The 18580-nt window shown below is 73.0% G+C and carries 13 protein-coding genes; 9 read left to right on the top strand and 4 right to left on the bottom strand.

The window, feature by feature from the left end; all coding sequences use genetic code 11:
* Positions 1 to 44 precede the first annotated feature (44 nt).
* Positions 45 to 1058 (bottom strand): Gfo/Idh/MocA family oxidoreductase, encoded by a 1014-nt coding sequence (locus tag ADL01_RS19220; protein WP_053743245.1) that lies wholly within the window; start codon positions 1056 to 1058, stop codon positions 45 to 47.
* A 130-nt stretch (positions 1059 to 1188) separates the two neighbouring features.
* Between ADL01_RS19220 and ADL01_RS19215 the strand changes: the two genes are divergently transcribed.
* The 7 genes from ADL01_RS19215 to ADL01_RS19185 all read left to right on the top strand — a co-directional run bounded on the left by ADL01_RS19215 (position 1189) and on the right by ADL01_RS19185 (position 10465).
* Positions 1189 to 1926 carry a GntR family transcriptional regulator gene (locus tag ADL01_RS19215; protein ID WP_107090934.1) on the top strand — a complete coding sequence of 246 codons (738 nt, stop codon included), beginning with the start codon at positions 1189 to 1191 and terminating at the stop codon, positions 1924 to 1926.
* 145 nt (positions 1927 to 2071) lie between these two features.
* Entirely contained in the window at positions 2072 to 3262 is a 1191-nt protein-coding gene (locus ADL01_RS19210) for an ROK family glucokinase (protein WP_053743243.1), read from the top strand.
* Positions 3259 to 3861 (top strand): hypothetical protein, encoded by a 603-nt coding sequence (locus ADL01_RS19205; RefSeq protein WP_053743242.1) that lies wholly within the window; start codon positions 3259 to 3261, stop codon positions 3859 to 3861. The genes ADL01_RS19210 and ADL01_RS19205 overlap by 4 nt, the downstream gene beginning before the upstream one ends.
* 114 nt (positions 3862 to 3975) lie before the next feature.
* Entirely contained in the window at positions 3976 to 6816 is a 2841-nt protein-coding gene (locus ADL01_RS19200) for a DEAD/DEAH box helicase (RefSeq protein WP_053743241.1), read from the top strand.
* The gene (locus ADL01_RS19195) at positions 6816 to 8888 is read left to right on the top strand and encodes an SWIM zinc finger family protein (protein ID WP_078960612.1); all 2073 of its coding nucleotides are present in this window, start codon (positions 6816 to 6818) and stop codon (positions 8886 to 8888) included. Before ADL01_RS19200 ends, ADL01_RS19195 begins: the two co-directional genes overlap by 1 nt.
* A 146-nt stretch (positions 8889 to 9034) precedes the next feature.
* A complete protein-coding gene (locus tag ADL01_RS19190; protein ID WP_053743240.1) occupies positions 9035 to 9634 on the top strand; it encodes a hypothetical protein in 600 nt (199 codons plus the stop codon).
* 42 nt (positions 9635 to 9676) lie between these two features.
* Positions 9677 to 10465, top strand: coding sequence for a YcnI family protein (locus ADL01_RS19185; protein WP_053743239.1), 789 nt, complete (start codon positions 9677 to 9679; stop codon positions 10463 to 10465).
* Positions 10466 to 10559: 94 nt separating this feature from the next.
* On the opposite strand, the gene ADL01_RS19180 is transcribed toward ADL01_RS19185, so the two are convergent.
* Positions 10560 to 12470, bottom strand: coding sequence for a hypothetical protein (locus ADL01_RS19180; RefSeq protein ID WP_053743238.1), 1911 nt, complete (start codon positions 12468 to 12470; stop codon positions 10560 to 10562).
* Between the two features lie 211 nt (positions 12471 to 12681).
* Between ADL01_RS19180 and ADL01_RS19175 the strand changes: the two genes are divergently transcribed.
* Together ADL01_RS19175 and ADL01_RS19170 are read left to right on the top strand one after the other, a co-directional pair.
* Positions 12682 to 14028 carry a hypothetical protein gene (locus ADL01_RS19175; protein ID WP_053743237.1) on the top strand — a complete coding sequence of 449 codons (1347 nt, stop codon included), beginning with the start codon at positions 12682 to 12684 and terminating at the stop codon, positions 14026 to 14028.
* A gap of 155 nt (positions 14029 to 14183) precedes the next feature.
* Positions 14184 to 14918 (top strand): flavodoxin family protein, encoded by a 735-nt coding sequence (locus ADL01_RS19170; RefSeq protein ID WP_053743236.1) that lies wholly within the window; start codon positions 14184 to 14186, stop codon positions 14916 to 14918.
* Positions 14919 to 14949: 31 nt separating this feature from the next.
* On the opposite strand, the gene ADL01_RS19165 is transcribed toward ADL01_RS19170, so the two are convergent.
* A complete protein-coding gene (locus tag ADL01_RS19165; RefSeq protein ID WP_053743235.1) occupies positions 14950 to 15834 on the bottom strand; it encodes a hypothetical protein in 885 nt (294 codons plus the stop codon).
* A 60-nt stretch (positions 15835 to 15894) separates the two neighbouring features.
* On the bottom strand, positions 15895 to 18573 hold the full coding sequence (locus tag ADL01_RS19160; protein ID WP_053743234.1) for a right-handed parallel beta-helix repeat-containing protein: 2679 nt from the start codon (positions 18571 to 18573) through the stop codon (positions 15895 to 15897).
* Positions 18574 to 18580 lie beyond the last annotated feature (7 nt).

The raw sequence follows: 18580 nt of genomic DNA, 5'->3' as shown, positions 1-18580 counted from the left end.
TCGCCTGTTGGTGGAGAAGTGACGGAGGCTGTTCGCCCCGGCCCTTACTCCCGCCCGCCCGCGATCTCCGTGAGGCGTACGGGTCTGTGCTCCCGTCTGGACAGTTCGCAGGCCTCGGCGACGCGCAGGGCCGAGAGGGCCTCGCGCCCGTCGCACGGATTGGCGCGTTCACCGCGCACCACCTCGACGAAGGCCGACAGTTCCGCCTCGTAGGCGGGGCCGAAGCGCTCCAGGAAGCCCGTCCACGGCTTGCTCGCGGCCGGCGGTCCGGCCGGTTCGGTGGACGCGATCGGCGTACGGTCGTCCAGGCCGACGCCGACCTGGTCCAGCTCGCCGGCCAGCTCCATGCGGACGTCGTAGCCCGCGCCGTTCATCCGCGTCGCCGTCGCCGTGGCGAGCGTGCCGTCGGCCAGGGTGAGTACCGCGGCGGCCGTATCGATGTCGCCGGCCTCGCGGAACATCGGGGGCCCGGCGTCCGACCCCGTCGCGTACACCTCGACGATCTCCTGCCCCGTGACCCAGCGCAGGATGTCGAAGTCCTGGATCAGGGCGTCCCGGTAGAGGCCGCCGGACAGCGGCAGATACTCGGGCGCGGGCGGCGTCTGGTCGGACGTCATCATGCGGACGGTGTGCAGACGGCCCAGCTTCCCGGAGCGCACGACGTCGCGGGCACCCGTGTAACCGGTGTCGAAACGGCGCTGGAAGCCCATCTGGAGGATCGTCCCGGCCGCCTCGACCTCGGCGATCGCGGACAGCGTGGCAGGCAGATCGAGCGCTATGGGCTTCTCGCAGAACACCGGGAGGCCCGACCGTGCTGCCCGACCGATCAGTTCGGCGTGGGCCGAGGTCGCCGCCGTGACCACCACGGCGTCCACGCCCCAGGTGAAGATCTCGTCGACACCCGGCGCGGCCGTCGCCCCCAGACGGTGCGCGAGATCCTGCGCCCGCCCACTGTCCGCGTCCGTGACGATGAGGGAGCCCCCGACCTCGCGATGGCGGCTCAGGGTGTTCGCGTGGAATGTACCGATACGGCCGGTCCCGATGACTCCGATGCGCATGAGAACCAAACTGGGGTCCGACCGGGCGCGCTGTCAATGCGTATGTCAGGACAATCGAACTACACGACTTCCCGTCAACAATCACCGGAGCTACGCTCAGGCCGTGCCGAAACCAGATGTGGATCCGACAGTGCCCCTGGAACTCCATGTGGACCGGAGCAGTCCGGTACCGCTGTACTTCCAGCTGTCCCAGCAGCTCGAAGCCGCCATCGAGCACGGCGCACTCACCCCCGGCAGCCTGCTGGGCAACGAGATAGAGCTGGCCGGGCGGCTCGGCCTGTCCCGCCCCACCGTGCGCCAGGCGATCCAGTCCCTGGTGGACAAGGGCCTGCTCGTACGCCGCCGGGGCGTCGGTACGCAGGTCGTGCACAGCCAGGTCAAACGCCCCCTGGAGCTGAGCAGCCTGTACGACGACCTGGAGGCGGCGGGCCAGCGCCCCGCGACCAAGGTCCTCGTCAACACCGTCGTGCGGGCCTCCGCCGAGGTCGCCGCCGCGCTCAACGTGGCCGAGGACAGCGACGTACACCGCGTGGAACGGCTGCGGATGGCCCACGGCGAGCCGATGGCGTACCTCTGCAACTACCTGCCGCCCAACCTGTTCGACCTGGACACCGGCCAGCTGGAGGCCACCGGGCTGTACCGGCTGATGCGCACCGCCGGAATCACCCTGCACAGCGCCCGGCAGTCGATCGGCGCCCGGGGGGCGACGCCCGAGGAGGCGGAACGCCTCGCCGAACACGAGGGCGCCCCGCTCCTCACGATGCAGCGCACGACCTTCGACGACACGGGCCGAGCGGTCGAGTTCGGCACCCACACCTACCGCCCCACCCGCTACTCGTTCGAGTTCCAGCTACTGGTACGCCCCTGAGGGGAGGGACGCGGCCCCGTTCCCCTCAGGGGCGCGGGGAACCGTGCGAGCGACCCCGACGCACCCGCACCCGGCGAACGCCCCGCACTGCCCCCTCGCTCCCCCGCAACGCACGCCCATTGCCGGTGAGGCAGAATCACTCCCGATGAGCAGCTACCGCGATCTCCCACTCCCCAGGGCACTGGCCGGCTCCGCCCGAGAGGGCAGCGCCCCCATCGGCTCCCGCCGGGCACCGGCGCTGCGTACCGTCGGCACGCGCGAGCGCCGTTCCCACCTCACGGCCCCCCGGGTGCCCACCGTCGGCATCGACATCGGCGGCACGAAGGTGATGGCCGGAGTGGTCGACGCCGACGGCAACATCCTGGAGAAGATCCGGACCGAGACGCCGGACAAGTCCAAGAGCCCCAAGGTCGTCGAGGACACCATCACCGAGCTGGTCCTCGACCTGTCCGACCGGCACGACGTGCACGCCGTCGGCATCGGCGCGGCCGGCTGGGTCGACGCCGAACGCAGCCGCGTCCTGTTCGCCCCCCACCTGTCGTGGCGCAACGAGCCCCTGCGCGACCGCCTCGCGGGCCGGCTCGCCGTCCCCGTACTGGTCGACAACGACGCCAACACCGCCGCCTGGGCGGAGTGGCGCTTCGGCGCCGGACGCGGCGAGGACCACCTCGTCATGATCACGCTCGGCACCGGTATCGGCGGCGCGATCCTCGAGGACGGCCAGGTCAAGCGCGGCAAGTTCGGCGTCGCCGGCGAGTTCGGCCATATGCAGGTCGTCCCGAGCGGCCACCGCTGCCCGTGCGGCAACCGCGGCTGCTGGGAGCAGTACAGCTCCGGAAACGCGCTGGTCAGAGAGGCGCGGGAACTCGCGGCCGCCGACTCCCCGGTGGCGTACGGGATCATCGAGCACGTCAAGGGCAACATCGCCGACATCACCGGCCCGATGATCACCGAGCTGGCCCGCGAGGGCGACGCCATGTGCATCGAGCTGCTCCAGGACATCGGCCAGTGGCTCGGCGTCGGCATCGCCAACCTGGCCGCCGCCCTTGACCCCTCCTGCTTCGTCATCGGCGGCGGTGTCTCCGCGGCCGACGACCTGCTCATCGGCCCCGCCCGGGACGCCTTCCGCCGCCATCTCACCGGCCGCGGCTACCGGCCCGAGGCCCGCATCGCGCGCGCCCAGCTCGGCCCGGAGGCCGGCATGGTGGGCGCCGCCGACCTCGCCCGGCTGGTCGCCCGCCGCTTCCGGCGCGCCAACCGGCGCCGCGTCGAGCGGTACGAGCGCTTCGAGAAGTTCGTCGAGACCACCCGGCGCGCCACCCAGGGGCCGCTGTGACCGCCTCCCTGCCGCGCCAGGTCATGGCCCTCGAAGAGCAGCCCGGGCAGCCCGAGGACCGCAGGCACATGATCCGCCGCCGCGCCCTGACCCTGCTGATCATCGTGCTGCTCATCGGTGTCCCGGCCGGCTATCTGGTGATCTCCGCCAACCAGAGCCGTGACAGCGGCAAGGACAAGGAACGGAAATGGGCGGCGCGCGGCCTGACCACGGCCTGGCCCTCCAAGGTCCAGCGGCACATCTACGAGGTGCCCGTCCCGCGCAAGGCCGACGGCCCGGGAATCCTGTCGACGAAGGTCGCGTACTACGAGACGAACAACTGGCGCACCAGCCGCCTGTACGTCCAGTTCATGACCACGAACGCGGGGCTCGACCACTTCTTCAAGGCCATGGGCGTCCCCCGCACCAGCCTGAAGAAGGACCAGTTCCCCATCAGCGCCCGGGACCAGAAGATCGTCGGCTGGAAGTTCAAGCAGCCCGGCCCGTGGTGGGGTCTCGCCCACAAGCAGAAGAACCCGGCGCCCACGCAGCACATCGTCGTGAAGTGGGCGAAGCCCAACCACTACATGGTGTACGTCGTCTCGCGCACGACCCCCTGACCGGCCGCGCGACCCCCTCCGGCCGGTCGCCGGGACCGATTGTCAGACCCCGCCCGTACAGTCGAAGACGTCCGACTCGACGGACACGACACGAGGGCGGGAGGTGACGCACGCATGAGTCGGCAGACACCGGCGACAGCGGTGGCGGACGTGTCCGTGCGCCTCGCGGCCGTCTTCCTCCCCGCCCCCCTCCCGCGCGAGGGCCGCATCGCCTTCTGGGACCCGGAAGGGGACACGGGCCTCCCGGACGAGGGCGACGGACCGGGTGGGCATACGGAACTGACGGTCGTACGACGGCACGGCGCCGGCGTCCGCCGCCGCACCACCCCCGCGCTGACGTTGCCCGTCGACGCGGCGCTGCCGTTGCTCGTGCGGGCCCGCCGCGACCCCGCCGCCCACCCCGCCACGGCCTGCTGGGGCGCCGCCGCGCTGCACGCCCTGCGCCTCACCGCTCGCGGCCGGCTGCTCCCCGGCCTGACCCCCACCGGTCACGACGCCTGGCGCGCGGGCCCCCTGGACCCCGACGACATCGCCCACCTCAGGGCCATCGCCGCAGCCCTTCCGTACGAAGGCCACGCGGTGCCCCTGCCCGGCTCAGGCCCCCTGCTGCTGCCCGAGCCGGAGGCGCTGCTGCGCGCCTTCCTGGACGCCGTCGCGGACACCCTGCCGCGCACCCCGGCGGCGCCCTACGCGTCAGGGCTGCCCTTCGCCGCGCGCCCCGCCCAGCGGCTGCCGGACGCCCACGACTGGGCGGCGGAGGTCGCCGCGGGCATGGACGCGGGCGTGCGGATCTCGCTCCGCCTCGACCTGTCGGCGTACGAGCTGTTCGACGACCCCGACCGGGTGCGCACCGCGGGCGCGGCGGTCGTCCAGGTGCACAGCCTCGCCGACCCCACCCTCGTGACCGACGCGGCGACCCTGTGGGCGGGCACCGCCGACGCGGCCTTCGGGGCACGCGCACGCGTGGACGCCGCCCTCGCGGTGCGCCGCGCGGCCCGGGTCTGGCCCCCGCTCGACCGCCTCACCGAGCAGGAAACGCCCGACGTCCTGGCCCTCTCCGAGGAGGAGCTGTACGACCTGCTCGGGGTGGCCGCGACCAGGCTCGCCGCCGCCGGAGTCGCCGTCCACTGGCCCCGGGACCTCGCCCAGGACCTGACCGTCCAGGCCGTCGTCCGTCCGGCGCCCGGCTCGGCGAAGGACGGCACCGGCTTCTTCGAGAGCGAGGAACTCCTCCAGTTCCGCTGGCAGTTGGCGCTCGGCGGAGATCCGCTCACCGAGGCCGAGATGGACGTCCTGGCGGAGGCCCACCGTCCCGTCGTCCGCCTCAAGGACCAGTGGGTGCTGGTCGACCCGGCGCTCGTGCGCAAGGCGCGCAAACGCGAACTGGGCCTGCTCGACCCGGTCGACGCGCTCTCCGCGGCACTCACCGGCCGCGTGGAGGTCGACGGCGAGAGCGTCGAGGCGGTCCCCGTCGGCGCGCTGGCGGCCCTGCGTGACCGGCTGACGGCGGGCATCACCCCGGTGGAACCGCCCCCGGGGCTGCGGGCCCGCCTGCGGGACTACCAGCTTCGGGGACTGGCCTGGCTGGACCTCATGACCTCCCTCGGCCTCGGCGGCTGCCTCGCCGACGACATGGGGCTCGGCAAGACGATCACCGTCATCGCCCTGCATCTGCGGCGGGACCACGGCGAACCCACGCTGGTGGTCTGCCCGGCCTCCCTGCTGGGCAACTGGCAGCGCGAGATCACCAAGTTCGCGCCCGGTGTGCCCGTCCGCCGCTATCACGGCCCGGACCGCACCCTGGAGGACATGGCGGGCGGCTTCGTCCTCACGACGTACGGCACCATGCGCTCGGCGGCACCAAGGCTCGCCGAGCAGCGGTGGGGGATGGTCGTCGCGGACGAGGCGCAACACGTCAAGAACCCGTACTCCGCGACGGCGAAGGCACTGCGCACGATCCCGACCCCCGCGCGCGTGGCGCTCACCGGCACCCCCGTGGAGAACAACCTCTCCGAACTCTGGGCGCTGCTCGACTGGACGACCCCCGGTCTTCTGGGCCCCCTGAAGTCGTTCCGCGCCCGGCACGCCCGCGCGGTGGAGACCGGCGACGACGAGGAGGCGGTGGCCCGCCTCGCCCGCCTGGTCCGCCCGTTCCTCCTGCGCCGCAAGAAGTCCGACCCGGGCATCGTCCCGGAACTGCCGCCGAAGACGGAGACGGACCACCCGGTCCCGCTGACCCGCGAACAGGCCGCGCTGTACGAGGCGGTGGTGCGCGAGTCGCTGCTCGCCATCGAGACGGCGGACGGCATCGCCCGCCGGGGCCTGGTGCTGAAGCTGCTGACCTCCCTCAAGCAGATCTGCGACCACCCCGCCCTGTACCTGAAGGAGGACGCCCCCGGGCCCGCCGCGGGCGACCGGCTCGCCGCCCGATCCGGCAAACTCGCCCTGCTGGACGAGCTGTTGGACACCCTGCTCGCCGAGGACGGCTCGGCACTGGTGTTCACGCAGTATGTGGGGATGGCCCGGCTGATCACGGCCCACCTCGCGGCCCGCGCGGTCCCGGTGGAACTGCTGCACGGCGGCACGCCCGTCCCGGAACGGGAACGCATGGTGGACCGCTTCCAGGACGGCGCGACCCCGGTCCTGATCCTCTCCCTGAAGGCCGCCGGCACCGGCCTGAACCTCACGCGCGCGGGCCACGTCATCCACTTCGACCGCTGGTGGAACCCGGCGGTCGAGGAACAGGCCACGGACCGCGCCTACCGCATCGGCCAGACCCAGCCGGTCCAGGTGCACCGCCTGATCACCGAGGGCACCGTCGAGGACCGCATCGCGGAAATGCTGGAGTCAAAGCGGGCCCTGGCCGACGCGATCCTCGCCTCCGGCGAGTCGTCCCTCACGGAACTGACGGACCGGGCACTGTCCGACCTGGTCTCGCTGAGGGGGGCGGTGTGATGTCGTCGCAGGAGCGCCCGGAGGGCGCGGAAGGACACGACGCGGTGTGGGAGGAGCCGGTGGCGGGTCGGCAGCCCCTGGCGGACGAAGCCGAGCAGGACCGGCCCGCCGACGCCGCGCGCAGGGCGTTGCGGGCGGCACGGGAGCGCGCGGGCCAGGAGACGATCGGGACAAGTGGCGCCGCCGGGACCGCCGGGCGCGAGGCCCGGCCGGGAGACGCGGCCCGCGCGGCCCTGCGGCGCTCGACACCACCGGCGGACGACACCGGCTCGGCGGCCCGGAAGGTTCCGGAGGGACGGGTGGGCGACGGGGCGCGCAAGGGTGGGCGTCCCGGTGACGTGGCCCGAGAGGCGCTGCGCGCCGCGCGGGGCGAGGCTCTGCGGGCCCGTCTCGACGCGGAGGCGGCGGCAGCCGAGGCCACCCGGCGGCCCGCCCCGCCCGCGCGGGACCCACGGGAGCGCGGTCCCAGGGAACCGGTGCGTGATGTACGGGAACTGCTCGCCGGTTCCATTCCTGACGACGACGAGCCGCGCCCGGACACCTCGACGCCGGTGACCGTCGGGGATGTCCTGCGTGCCGTCGCCTCGCCGGCCTCGCGGTACGCCACCGTGGGCGTCGCGGCTCCGGAGGCGTCAACGGGCGCGTCGCGGGACATCCCGAACGCCCCGAACGCCCCGGAAGCCCCGGGTGCGGCGGACCCCCGTACCACCGCCGCGTTCCGGCAGGGGGCACCCCTCGACGGCCGTCCCGGCAGCCCACGTACCGCTTCCTCTTCCTCTTCCGTGTCCTCCTCCATGGCCGCTCCCGGCCGCGACGGTGAGCTGCGCCGCACCTTCCCCGCTCTGCCGGCCTCGGGGAACCGGCAGACGGCATCCAGCGGCGGCGGCTTCGCGGAGAGCTGGTGGGGAAACGCCTGGGTGGCGGCCCTGGAAGAGGGCGCCCTGGACGCCGCCCGGCTGACACGGGGACGCGGATACGCCGCGAAGGGGCACGTCGACGCCATCACCGTGACGCCGGGACTCGTGCTCGCCTACGTGCAGGGCTCCCGGCCGCGGCCGTACCGCGTCCAGGTGCGGCTGCGCACCCTCGGCGACCAGGAGTGGGAACGGTTCCTGGACGCCGCCGTGGCGCGGCCCGGGCACATCGCCGCGCTGCTCGACAAGGAGATGCCCCAGTCCCTCGCCGACTGCGGAGCACCGCTGCTGCCCGCTCCGGGCGACCTCGACCCCCGGTGCAGCTGCCCCGACTCCGGGCACCCCTGCAAGCACGCCGCCGCCCTCTGCTACCAGACCGCCCGCCTCCTCGACGCCGACCCCTTCGTGCTGCTCCTGCTGCGGGGCCGGGGCGAAAAAGAGGTGCTCGACGAGCTGTCCCGGCGCAACGCCGCGCACGCCGCCCGTGCCGCCCAGGAGCAGCGGCCGGCGTCCTTCCCCGGTGTCCGGGCCTCCGACGCGCTCGCCCCGCGCCTCCTCTCGCCGCTCCCGGCGCCGCTGCCGCCCCGCCCGGACCCCGAGCCACCCCCGGCCTACCCGGCGTCCCCGGGCGGCCCCGACCCCTTCGCGCTGGACCAGTTGGCGACGGACGCCGCCGCCCGCGCCCACACCCTGCTCACCACCGGCCACGACCCGGTCGGCGAACTGACCCTGTGGCAGGACGCGGTGCGTCTCGCCGCCGCCCGCCCCGGTTCCGGCCTCACCGCCGGCACCCGCGCCCTCTACTCCTCGCTCGCCAGAGGCGCCGGCCGCACCCCGGCCGAACTGGCGCGCGCGGTGGCCGCCTGGCGGCAGGGCGGGCTCGACGGACTCGCGGTCCTCGAGGAGGCCTGGGACCCGCCGGCCGGACGCTTCGACCGGGCCCGCCCCCTCCTCCTCGCCGCCGACCTCCCCGCCTTCAGACCCTGGCGCAACCACCTCACCCACCCACGCGGCCACATACAACTGCGCCTGGGCCAGGACGGCCTGTGGTACGCGTACGAGTCCGAACCGGGCCACGACGACTGGTGGCCCCGCGACACCCCCGACCTGGACCCCGTCGGCGCTCTCACAGGCCTGGGCAACCCGACAGACGACTGAGCGGCCACCCGGGCGGAGAAGTGACCGGGGACAGGTCTCGGTACTGAACGGCGTCCGTGTCCGACCCGTAAGGAGGGAGCAGGTTCGATCCGATCGGCCGTGGCGTGATGCGTATGCGGGGGCAGGGGGAGAGACCCTCGCGCCGCATGGCAGCATCGTGCGACGTGAGTGCCTCCCTGGCGGTACGGAGCCTGCGTGCGGCGGTGTTCGCCGTGCTGTGCGTGCTGCTCGCCGCCGGGGGACACGCGCTGGCCGTAGGAGTGGCGCCGCCGGTGTGGGCGCAGGTCGCGGGGGCCCTTCCGGTCTTCGCGGTGGGCTGTCTGCTCGGCGGGCGGGAGCGGTCGCTGACCGGGATCGGCGGCGCGACGCTGGCGTCCCAGGGCGGGCTGCATCTGACCTTCGGCGTCGCCCGGCCGCATGCCGCGATGGTCATGCACGGTATGCGGATGTCCCACTCCCACGCGCTGACCCCGCACGCCACCGCCGCGCATGTCGGGGCGGCCCTGGTACTGACCTGGTGGCTGCGGCGCGGCGAGGCCGCGCTGTGGTCGCTGCTGCGACGGGCGGTCGCGTTCCTGCCCGGGCTCGCCGCCTGGTGGCAGGTGGTGCGGGGATTCCGGGGCGCTTCGGGTACGCCGGGTTCCGTGCGTTCCGCCGCCGAGGGGGCGTGGCGGCCGCGACAGGTGCGGTTGCGGTACGCCGTGCACCGGCGCGGACCGCCGACGGGGATGTCGTACGCGATCTGACACCCGACATCCCTTCTCCCCAGTACGGAGATCCACTCAGCCATGTCCACGACTCGCACCACCACCCTGCGCCGCGCCGGCGTCGTCGCCGCTCTCGCCGCCGCCGGGGTCCTCGCCGCCGCCGGTGTCGCCTCCGCGCATGTCACCGTGCACCCCGAGAGCTACGCGAAGGGCGCCACGGACGGCGTCCTGACCTTCCGTGTCCCCAACGAGGAGGACACCGCGCGCACCACGAAGGTGCAGGTCTTCCTGCCGACCGACCACCCGGTGCTCGGTGTGCTCGTCTCGCCGCACGACGGCTGGACCCCCAAGGTCACGAACACCAAGCTCAAGACGCCGGTCAAGACCGACGACGGCACCATCTCCGACGCCGTCTCCGAGATCACCTGGACCGGCGGTCGGATCGGCGCCGGGCAGTTCGAGGACTTCGACGTGGTTTTCGGTCAACTCCCCGACGACGTCGGCCAGTTGACCTTGAAGACCCTGCAGACGTACTCCGACGGCACGACCGTCCGCTGGATCGAGGAGGCGTCCTCGGGCGGGGACGAGCCGGAAAATCCGGCGCCAGTGCTCAAGCTCACCGCGAAGGGCACGGAGGGCACCGGCGGCACGGACGCCACGGAAGGCGGGGCGAAGACCGCCGTCACCGGCTCGGCCACCGCGAAGAGCTCCGGCGCCGCCACGGCCACCGCCTCCAGCAGCGACTCGACCGCCCGTGGGCTCGGCATCGCCGGGCTGGTCGTGGGCGCGCTCGGGCTGGCGGCGGCGGCCTTCGCCATCGTCCGGACCCGCTCCGCCGGATCCCGCTCCGCCGGATCCCGGTCCGAGTAGGCCGGTCCGAGTAGGCCGGGCGGTGGTCCTGCCGTACGTCACCCGACGGCAGGACCGGCCGGCCCGGCGTCGGCCGCGCGCGGATCGGACGGCCTCAGTCGGTGACGTGGATCCCCGCGAAACCGGCCCAGTTGCGCCCGATCCGCGCCCAACGCGGCGGGTCGGCGGCCACGGTGTCGTCGCGCAGGCGGCCGGTGAACAGTGGGCGCAGGTCGGTGTCACGTTCGGCCCAGGCCGCCGAGAACTGGCTGCGGGTGACCCGCAGGCTGCTGTTGAGGTGGGCCACGGCCGCCCTCGCGCAGTCCTCCCGCCATTCGTCACCGGACCAGGTCACGGAGCCCGAGGGGGGCTCCACCCCGAGTGCCAGGCTGAGGAAGCAGGCGGCGTTGTAGTAGACGAGATAGCCGGTGGAGGCGCGGGTGGGCACGCGGTGCCGTGGCGACGGGCCGGCGATCAGCACCTCGGCGTGGGTACGCGCATGCGCTCCCCGCTGCCGGGACGTCGGCATGGGGGAGCCATAGCCCGCGTGGTCGCCGCCGCGTCGGTGGTCGGCGTGCAGCAGACGGCGTATCCCCCAGTTCGGACCGCCCCAGAGCCAGCCCCAGCGCGCCCAGACACCGCCGGTCACTTCCTTGGCCACCGTTCTGAACGCCTCCCGCAGCTTCTCGGGCTCCGGCGGTTGGAGCATCCGCAGTTGGTCGGCGGCCTCGGCGATGCGCACCGCCGCGAGGAAGGAACGGCGGCGACTGCGCAGCGAGGGGTGGGGCCGCTCGAAGGTGAACCACTGGAGCCAGTAACGGCGTTCGCCGAGATTGCGGCGGCCCGGAAGCCAGGTGCGGGCGTAGCGGCGGGCCATGACCGACCAGGACAGGCGCTTCTGAAGCAGCCTCAGATGCTCGCGCGACTCCCGTTCGTAGTCCGCCGGCCAGTGGCGTCCCTGTTCCCGGTGCCGGCGCTGCTCGGCGCAGGCGATGGACAAGCGGTAAGCGGTCTCGACGTGCTCGGGCCACAGTTGGACGCAGTCCTCGTAGATCTCGATGGCGCGCTGGATGTGGGTGGCGGGCTCCTCCGTGCCGCCGTCCTGGCCGATGAGTTCCCGGACACCGGCCTGCTGGAGCCGGACGGTGAGGTTGCCGGGGACCAGGGCCGCGGCCTCGTCGTAGTGCTTGAGGGCGTGCCGGTAGTGGGCGAGTTCCTGATCGGGGTCGCGCTGCTTCTTCGCGGCCAGTGCCCGTTCCTGCGCCCTGATGCCCATGCGGTAGAAGCGGTACGAGTCGAGGTCGTCGCCCCAGCTCTCCCAGCGGGGGATGCGGTCCTGGGAGCGCGGGTCGCCGAGGATCTTGACGGTGCAGTAGCAGGCGATCCGCTCGTACAGCTTCTTGTCGCGTCTGCGTCTTTCCTCGGTCGTCGCCCCGGGCGCGAGGGTCTCGCCCTCCAGGACGGCGGCGGCCACGATGACGTTCTTCGGCATGTACATAATCCGTACGGAGAAGCTGGGCTGCGTCCTGTCGGCCGACACGCAGTGCAGCATCACGTGATACGCCCGGGGCTGGAAGAAGGCGAGGCGCTTCATCACGTCCACCCAGCCGTGCGGGGAGGAGGCGGTCTCCGGGGCCGGGTCGGGGCCGGTGGTGGTGCCGCTGCCGGGGGTCAGGACGCGCGGGCCGAGCCCGTCGGCGGCCATGTGCTCCGTGATGTAGGCGGCCAGTTCCCCGGTACGCGCGGACTGCCGGGCGTGGTCCGCGCCGCCCTGCCCGATGCCGTTGCCCCGGTGCCCGCCGCCCTGACCGCCGAGGAGACCGCGGTCCTCGCACACCACCACCGGCAGTAACCGGTTGCTCTGGTGGCGCAGCAGCAGCCCGGACCCCAGGCGCACCATGACGACGACCACGGTGACCGCGAAGATGCCGAGCACCCACACGGCGGTGCCGCCGCTCTGCTGCCAGAAGCCTTCCCAGAAACCGCCGCCGTCAGTGGCCGCGGGCGCGCTGAGTCCCCGCCCCATGGCACATCCCCCCGTACGTTCCCCCGTCCCGTACTTCTGACGATCCCCCGTACAGGAGATCGACATACCCGCGCTCGGGCGGGGAGTCGGCGCCTCGGGCTCCTCACCGTGCCGGGAACCGGCCGAGGACGGGCCCGGCAACTCATGACGAAACACTGACGTTCAGGCTCGCCGGAGCCTCAGGCGGCCCTTCCGGGCCTAGCGTGCCGGTGTGAACCGCGATCTTCTCCGCGACCTGTCCGCGGCCCTGGCCGCAGCGCTGCTCGTCACGACGGCGGCTGTGGTCGGCACCTTCCTCGAACACCGTTACGGAAACCTTCATGTCAGCTGGCCGCCGCTGTACGGCCACTGGGAGCCGCATCTCGGCCCCGGCACCCCCGCCGCGATCCTGGTGGCCGTCGCGGTCGTCGCGTACGGGCCGTCCCTGGCCGCCCGGCTGCCCTGGCGCGCGCTGCTGTGGAGCGCCTGGGGCACCGCCATGGCGTGGACGTTCTCGCTCGCCCTGGTCGACGGATGGCAGCGGGGAATCGCCCTGCGGCTGACGACCAAGTACGAGTACCTCCAGGTCATCAACCCCGTCAACCGCTTCCACGACATCCCGGCCGCCCTGCGGGACTTCACTCACCACATCGTGATCCACTCACCCGACGCCTGGCCGGCTCATGTGGCCGGACATCCACCCGCGGCGACCCTCACCTTCGTCCTCCTCGACCGGATCGGGCTGGGCGGCGGCGCCTGGGCGGGCGTCTGGTGCATCACCGTCGGGGCGACAGCGGCGGCGGCGGTTCTCGTCACCGTACGAGCACTGTGCGGGGAGCAACTCGCCCGCCGTGCCGCGCCCTTCCTGGTGCTGGCCCCGGCCGCCGTGTGGATGGGCACCTCGGCCGACGGGTACTTCACGGCGGTCGCCGCCTGGGCCGTCGCCTTCCTCGCCCTCGCGGTCACGGGACACCGGCCCCGGTCGGCGGGTCTTGCCTCCGGGCTCCTGTTCGGCCTGGTCGTGTATCTGTCGTACGGCCTGACACTGTTCGCGGTGATCGCCGGCGGTGTCCTGCTGCTCGGCTCCCGACGGCTTAAGCCCCTGCCCTACGTCATCGCCGGATTCGTCGTCCTGCCGGCCGTGTTCACGTTCGTGGGCTTCAACTGGTGGGAGGCGTACCGCCTGCTGGTCACCCGCTACTACCAAGGGGCCGGCGGTATTCGTCCGTACTGGTACTGGGTGTGGGCGAACCTCGCGTGCACGGTGCTCCTCGTGGGTCCGGCGACGGTGGCCGGGCTGCGCCGCGCCGGTGCGGCTCCCGTCCGCCAGGGTGTTCGCGGGTGCCTGCGCCGCCCCGACGGCGAACCCCGTCTCGCCCTGCTCGTCGGCGCCGCCCTGCTCGCGCTTCTCGCCGCCGACCTCTCCGGCATGAGCAAAGCGGAAACGGAGCGCATCTGGCTACCGTTCGTGGTGTGGCTGCTCCCGGCCGCCGCCTTCCTGAACCGACCCCGCGCCTGGCTCACCGCACAGGCCGCCCTCGCCCTGCTCCTCAACCACCTGCTGGTGACGGGGTGGTGACACGGCGCCGACCGAGGGGACGAGCGTCTCGGCGGAAAGCCCCGTGCGCCGGTGCGTCGCAGCGGGACAACGCACACGTTCCGCGAGACGCTGCCGCCGGGACGGCGCGCAGGCGCCTGCCCGCCCCACCCTGACCACTCCACCTGGAGCCCGCCATGACAGCAACGCCCTCCCCGACCGGGGACAGTTACCGTTTCGACGACCTGCGTGCGCTCTTCGTCAACTGCACGCTCAAACCCTCTCCCCAGCTCAGCCACACCCAGGGGCTGATCGACAAGAGCCGGGCGATCATGGATGCGTGTGGGGTGGCCACGGACGAGATCCGTGCCGTCGACCACGACATCGCCGTCGGCGTCTATCCGGACATGACCGAGCACGGCTTCGCCACGGACGCCTGGCCCGCGCTGTACGAGAAGGTGATGGCGGCCGACATCCTCGTGCTGGCCGGACCGATCTGGCTGGGCGACAACAGCTCTGTCACCAAGCTGATCATCGAGCGGCTCTACAGCTGCTCCAGCCTCCTCAACTCCCAAGGCCAGTACGCCTATTACGGGCGGGTCGGTGGCTGTCTGATCACCGGGAACGAGGACGGCGTCAAGCACTGCGCGATGAACGTCCTCTACAGCCTCCAGCACCTGGGCTACACCATCCCGCCGCAGGCGGACGCGGGCTGGATCGGAGCGGCGGGGCCCGGTCCCTCGTACCTGGATCCCGGTTCGGGCGGCCCGGAGAACGACTTCACCAACCGCAACACCAGCTTCATGACCTGGAACCTGATGCATATGGCGGCCCTGCTCAAACGCGCCGGAGGTGTCCCCGCACACGGCAACCAGCGCTCGGAGTGGGACGCCGGCTGCCGGCCGGGGGCAGAGAACCCCGAGCACCGCTGAGCCGGACCCGGAAGCCGTCCGGTCCGGATCCTCAGAAGCCGCCCTTGCCGTACTCCGTGACCGAAGTGGTGGACGTGGTGGTGACGTTGTAGCGGTCGCCGCCCGCGTCGCGGTGGCCCGGGGCGTGGTTGTACTGGACGGCGAAGCTGTAGGTGCCGGGCTCCAGGGTGACTCCCGGCTTCAGCGTGATCACGTAGTCCAGCTCACCGCTGCTCGCCCCGGAGGAGACCGACACCTTGCCCTCAAGAGAGCTCCAGGTGCCGGTGTTGGCGACACCGCCGGTCTGGATGATCTTGAAGACGACCTTGAGGCCGCTGAGCGCCTTCGTGGACTTCACGGTGACGAGGCTCTGGTCCCAGTAGTTGTTGGTGTCGGCCACCACGCTCCCGTCCGACGACAGGTAGGGGGTCGACTGCTGTGAGGTGGCGCCCGCCGACTGCGATGCGGACTTCTGCGCGTCCCCGGCCGCTGTCCCGCCACTGCTCGTTCCGGAACCGGAACGGGAGCCGGAACCGGAAGCGCTGGAGGCGGGCCCGCCGACGGAGGTGCCGCTCCCGTAGCCACCCGGGGGCGGGAGATACACGACGTCGGGCCCCTTGTCCTTCCCCGCGCTCGCGGCGGCCGAGGGAGCGGTGGTGGCTGTGTCACCGCCGGCCTTGGTGGAGCCCTGTTTCGTCGCGCCCGCCTTCTTCGCGGCGGCGGTGGTGGTCACGGTTTCGGGACCGCCGCTCCAGTCGATCCGGGCGATGAGCGCCGTGGCCCCGGCGATCACCACGACCGCGGCCGCCGAGCCCCCGACGGCGCTCCAGACCCGGCGGCCGGGCAGGAACCCGCGCAGGGGAGTGCGCGCCCTGCGGGCGAACACGTCGGCGAACTCGCCGTCCGAGCGCGCGGGGCGAACCGAAGTCTGTGGCATGAGCTGGGTCCTTCACGACGAGAGGATTGAGGAGAGGCTGAGAACGGGCTGAAGGGCGCGCTACGGGAGGTCTTCCGGCACCAGGGTCATGAGGTCGGACTCCGAGGCGTCGGGAAGGTCGGCGACGCGGTAGGCCTGACGTTCCGTCATCGACTGGAACAGCTGGCGGGCAGCGCGTCCGTTGCCGAACCCCCGCCCCCGGGGCACCGCGTCGAAATGCGCCGTCAGAGCCTCGCGGGCAGCCGCGGTGAACTCGTACTGGTGCTGCGCGGCCTGGTGCTCCACGATGCTGACCAGCTCGGCGGACCCGTAGTCGTCGAACAGCACGGTACGGGTGAAGCGGGAGGCCAGTCCGGGGTTGGAGCGGACGAACGACTCCATCTCCTTGGGGTATCCGGCGACGATCACCACCACGTCGTCACGGTGGTCCTCCATCAGCTTCAGCAGGGTGGCGATCGCCTCCTGGCCGAAGTCGTTGGTACCGGCGTACTGGGTGAGGGAGTACGCCTCGTCGATGAAGAGGACACCACCGCGCGCCTGTTCGAACACGCGCGCGGTCTTGGGGCCGGTGTGGCCGACGTACTCGCCGACCAGCGCGGAGCGGTCGGCCTCGACGAGGTGGCCGCGCCCGAGCAGGCCGACGGCGGCCAGGATGCGTCCGTAGAGCCGGGCCACGGTGGTCTTGCCGGTGCCCGGGTTGCCGGTGAAGACCAGATGGCGGCTGAGCGGGGGAGCGGCCAGCCCCATGTCCTCGCGCAGGCGCACCGTCCGCATCAGTTTCACCAGGGACGACACATCGTGTTTGACGCGCTCCAGCCCCGCCAGCCCGTCGAGCTCGGCGAGCAGGTCCTCCAGGGAGTCCTCGGCCGGTGCCTCGGTCTCCCGCGCGGTCGTCCCGGAGGCCGGGTCGCTGTCCGAGGCGGACGGGAGTGCCTCCGTACGCCGGGTCGGCAGGGCCGGGTTGGTCACGTTCCGCGCCAGGCAGTCGTCGAACACCGGCCGGGCTCCCTTCTCCGCGGCCACGTCCTCCTCGGCGTCCCGTACCAGGCAGCCGCGCAGTACGGGCGCGCTCCCCGCCGACACATGGACGGCCGGGAACGCCGGGCCCTCGCTGCCCGCGCCGGTGAAGACGCAGTCCTCGAAGGTGCCCCGCGCCTTCTCGCCGACGAACAGGCTGTTCTTGCCGGAACGCGCCACGGTGACGAACTTGACGCGCGGTTCGGCCGCCGGGCCCAGGACCAGCCCGGAGCCGGTGGCGTCGCGCACCGTGCAGCCCTCGATGCTGGGCGTCGCCCGCTCCCCGACCACCAGCCCGGCGGTGCCGGTGCCGCTGATCCGGCAGTCCCGCAGTACGGCCGACGTACCGGTGCCGCAACTGATGCCGGCGCGTTCGGTGTCCGCGACGTCGCACTCCTCCAGGACCACCGACCCGCTGGAATCGGCGCTGATCCCCGTACCGCCCCGCACCACCGACAGACCGCGCACATGGGCCCCCGCCGCCGCGTCGACCCGCAGGCCCGACAGACCGCAGTCGCTGAGGCGTACGCCCTCCACGGTGAGCTCGGCCCGGTCGGTGGCCCGGACGCCGTGCTCGGGCGTACTGCCGATACGGCAGGACGTGAGCGACAGCCGGGCGTCGTCGCAGACGTGGACCGCGCCGAAACCACCGCCCGGCACATCGCTCGACGACAGCCGCACCCGGGAGCGGTCGTCCGCCGGCAGACCCCCTGTGTGGCTGCCGTGCGTCGAGGTGCCCTGCGCGGACAGCCGGGCGTGGCCCCGGGCCACCAGGCAGGAGCCGTGCGCCCGGTCCACCTGGCAGTCCACCAGGACGGCCCTGCTGTCGTCGTCCGCGCTCACCCCGGGACCGGAGCCGTCCCGCAGGCGGCAGTTCAGCAGCAGGACGTCACCGGAGCCGGAGACGGACACCCCGTCCGCGCCGGTGCGCAGCACCTGGCAGTCGGCGAGCACGACCCCTCCGTCCGCGGAGTCCGGGCGCTCCGGGGCCTCCTGGGCGCGGGGTGAGCTCCCCAGCACCCGGACGCCTTCCGCGCCCGTCTCCTCCACCCGGCAGTCCAGCGCACTCACGGTCGCGGCGTCCTCGACCAGCAGCCCGCTGCGGCCGGGGGCGGTGACACGGCAGTCGCGCAGTACGGCGCCGGCCCGGCCCCGTACCCTCACGCCCGAGCCCGTGACCTGGCGGACCGTCAGCCCGGTGGCGTGCGCGGCCGTGGCGGAGCCGAGCACGACACCCGTGCCGTCGACGTCCTCGACCACCGTGTCGGTCAGCTCGGTCGGGCCCGTGGTGTTCGCGTGCACCCCGGCCAGGGCGGCGCCGGAGACACGGCAGCCGCGCAGGGTCAGCGCCGCGTCACCGCTCGCCTCGACCCGGCCGCCGGAGATGTCGCAGCCGTCCAGGTCCAGGCCGCCGGCCGTCACCAGTACGGCGGGCAGCCCGGGGTCCTGGCCCGTCAGCGCGACACCGCCGACGTGGACGCCGGGGGCGGTGACCTCCAGGGCGGGACGGCCCGGGTCCGCCGCGAGCACCCGTACGGAAAACGGCGTCCCGTCCTGCGGGAGCAGGGACACCGCCCGGTCCAGGACCAGCGCTTCGACGTACTCGCCCGGGGCGATACGGATCTCGTCACCGTGGGCGGCGGCGCGCACGGCGGCGGTGATGCTGCGGTGGGCGCCGCGGCCCCGGGGGGCGACCTGGTGCACGGTGGCGGTGGCGGTCACGGAAGCT

The organism is Streptomyces sp. NRRL WC-3618 (genome assembly GCF_001280005.1).
Lineage (GTDB): Bacteria > Actinomycetota > Actinomycetes > Streptomycetales > Streptomycetaceae > Streptomyces.
This window is presented reverse-complemented; position numbering and strand designations above follow the sequence as displayed.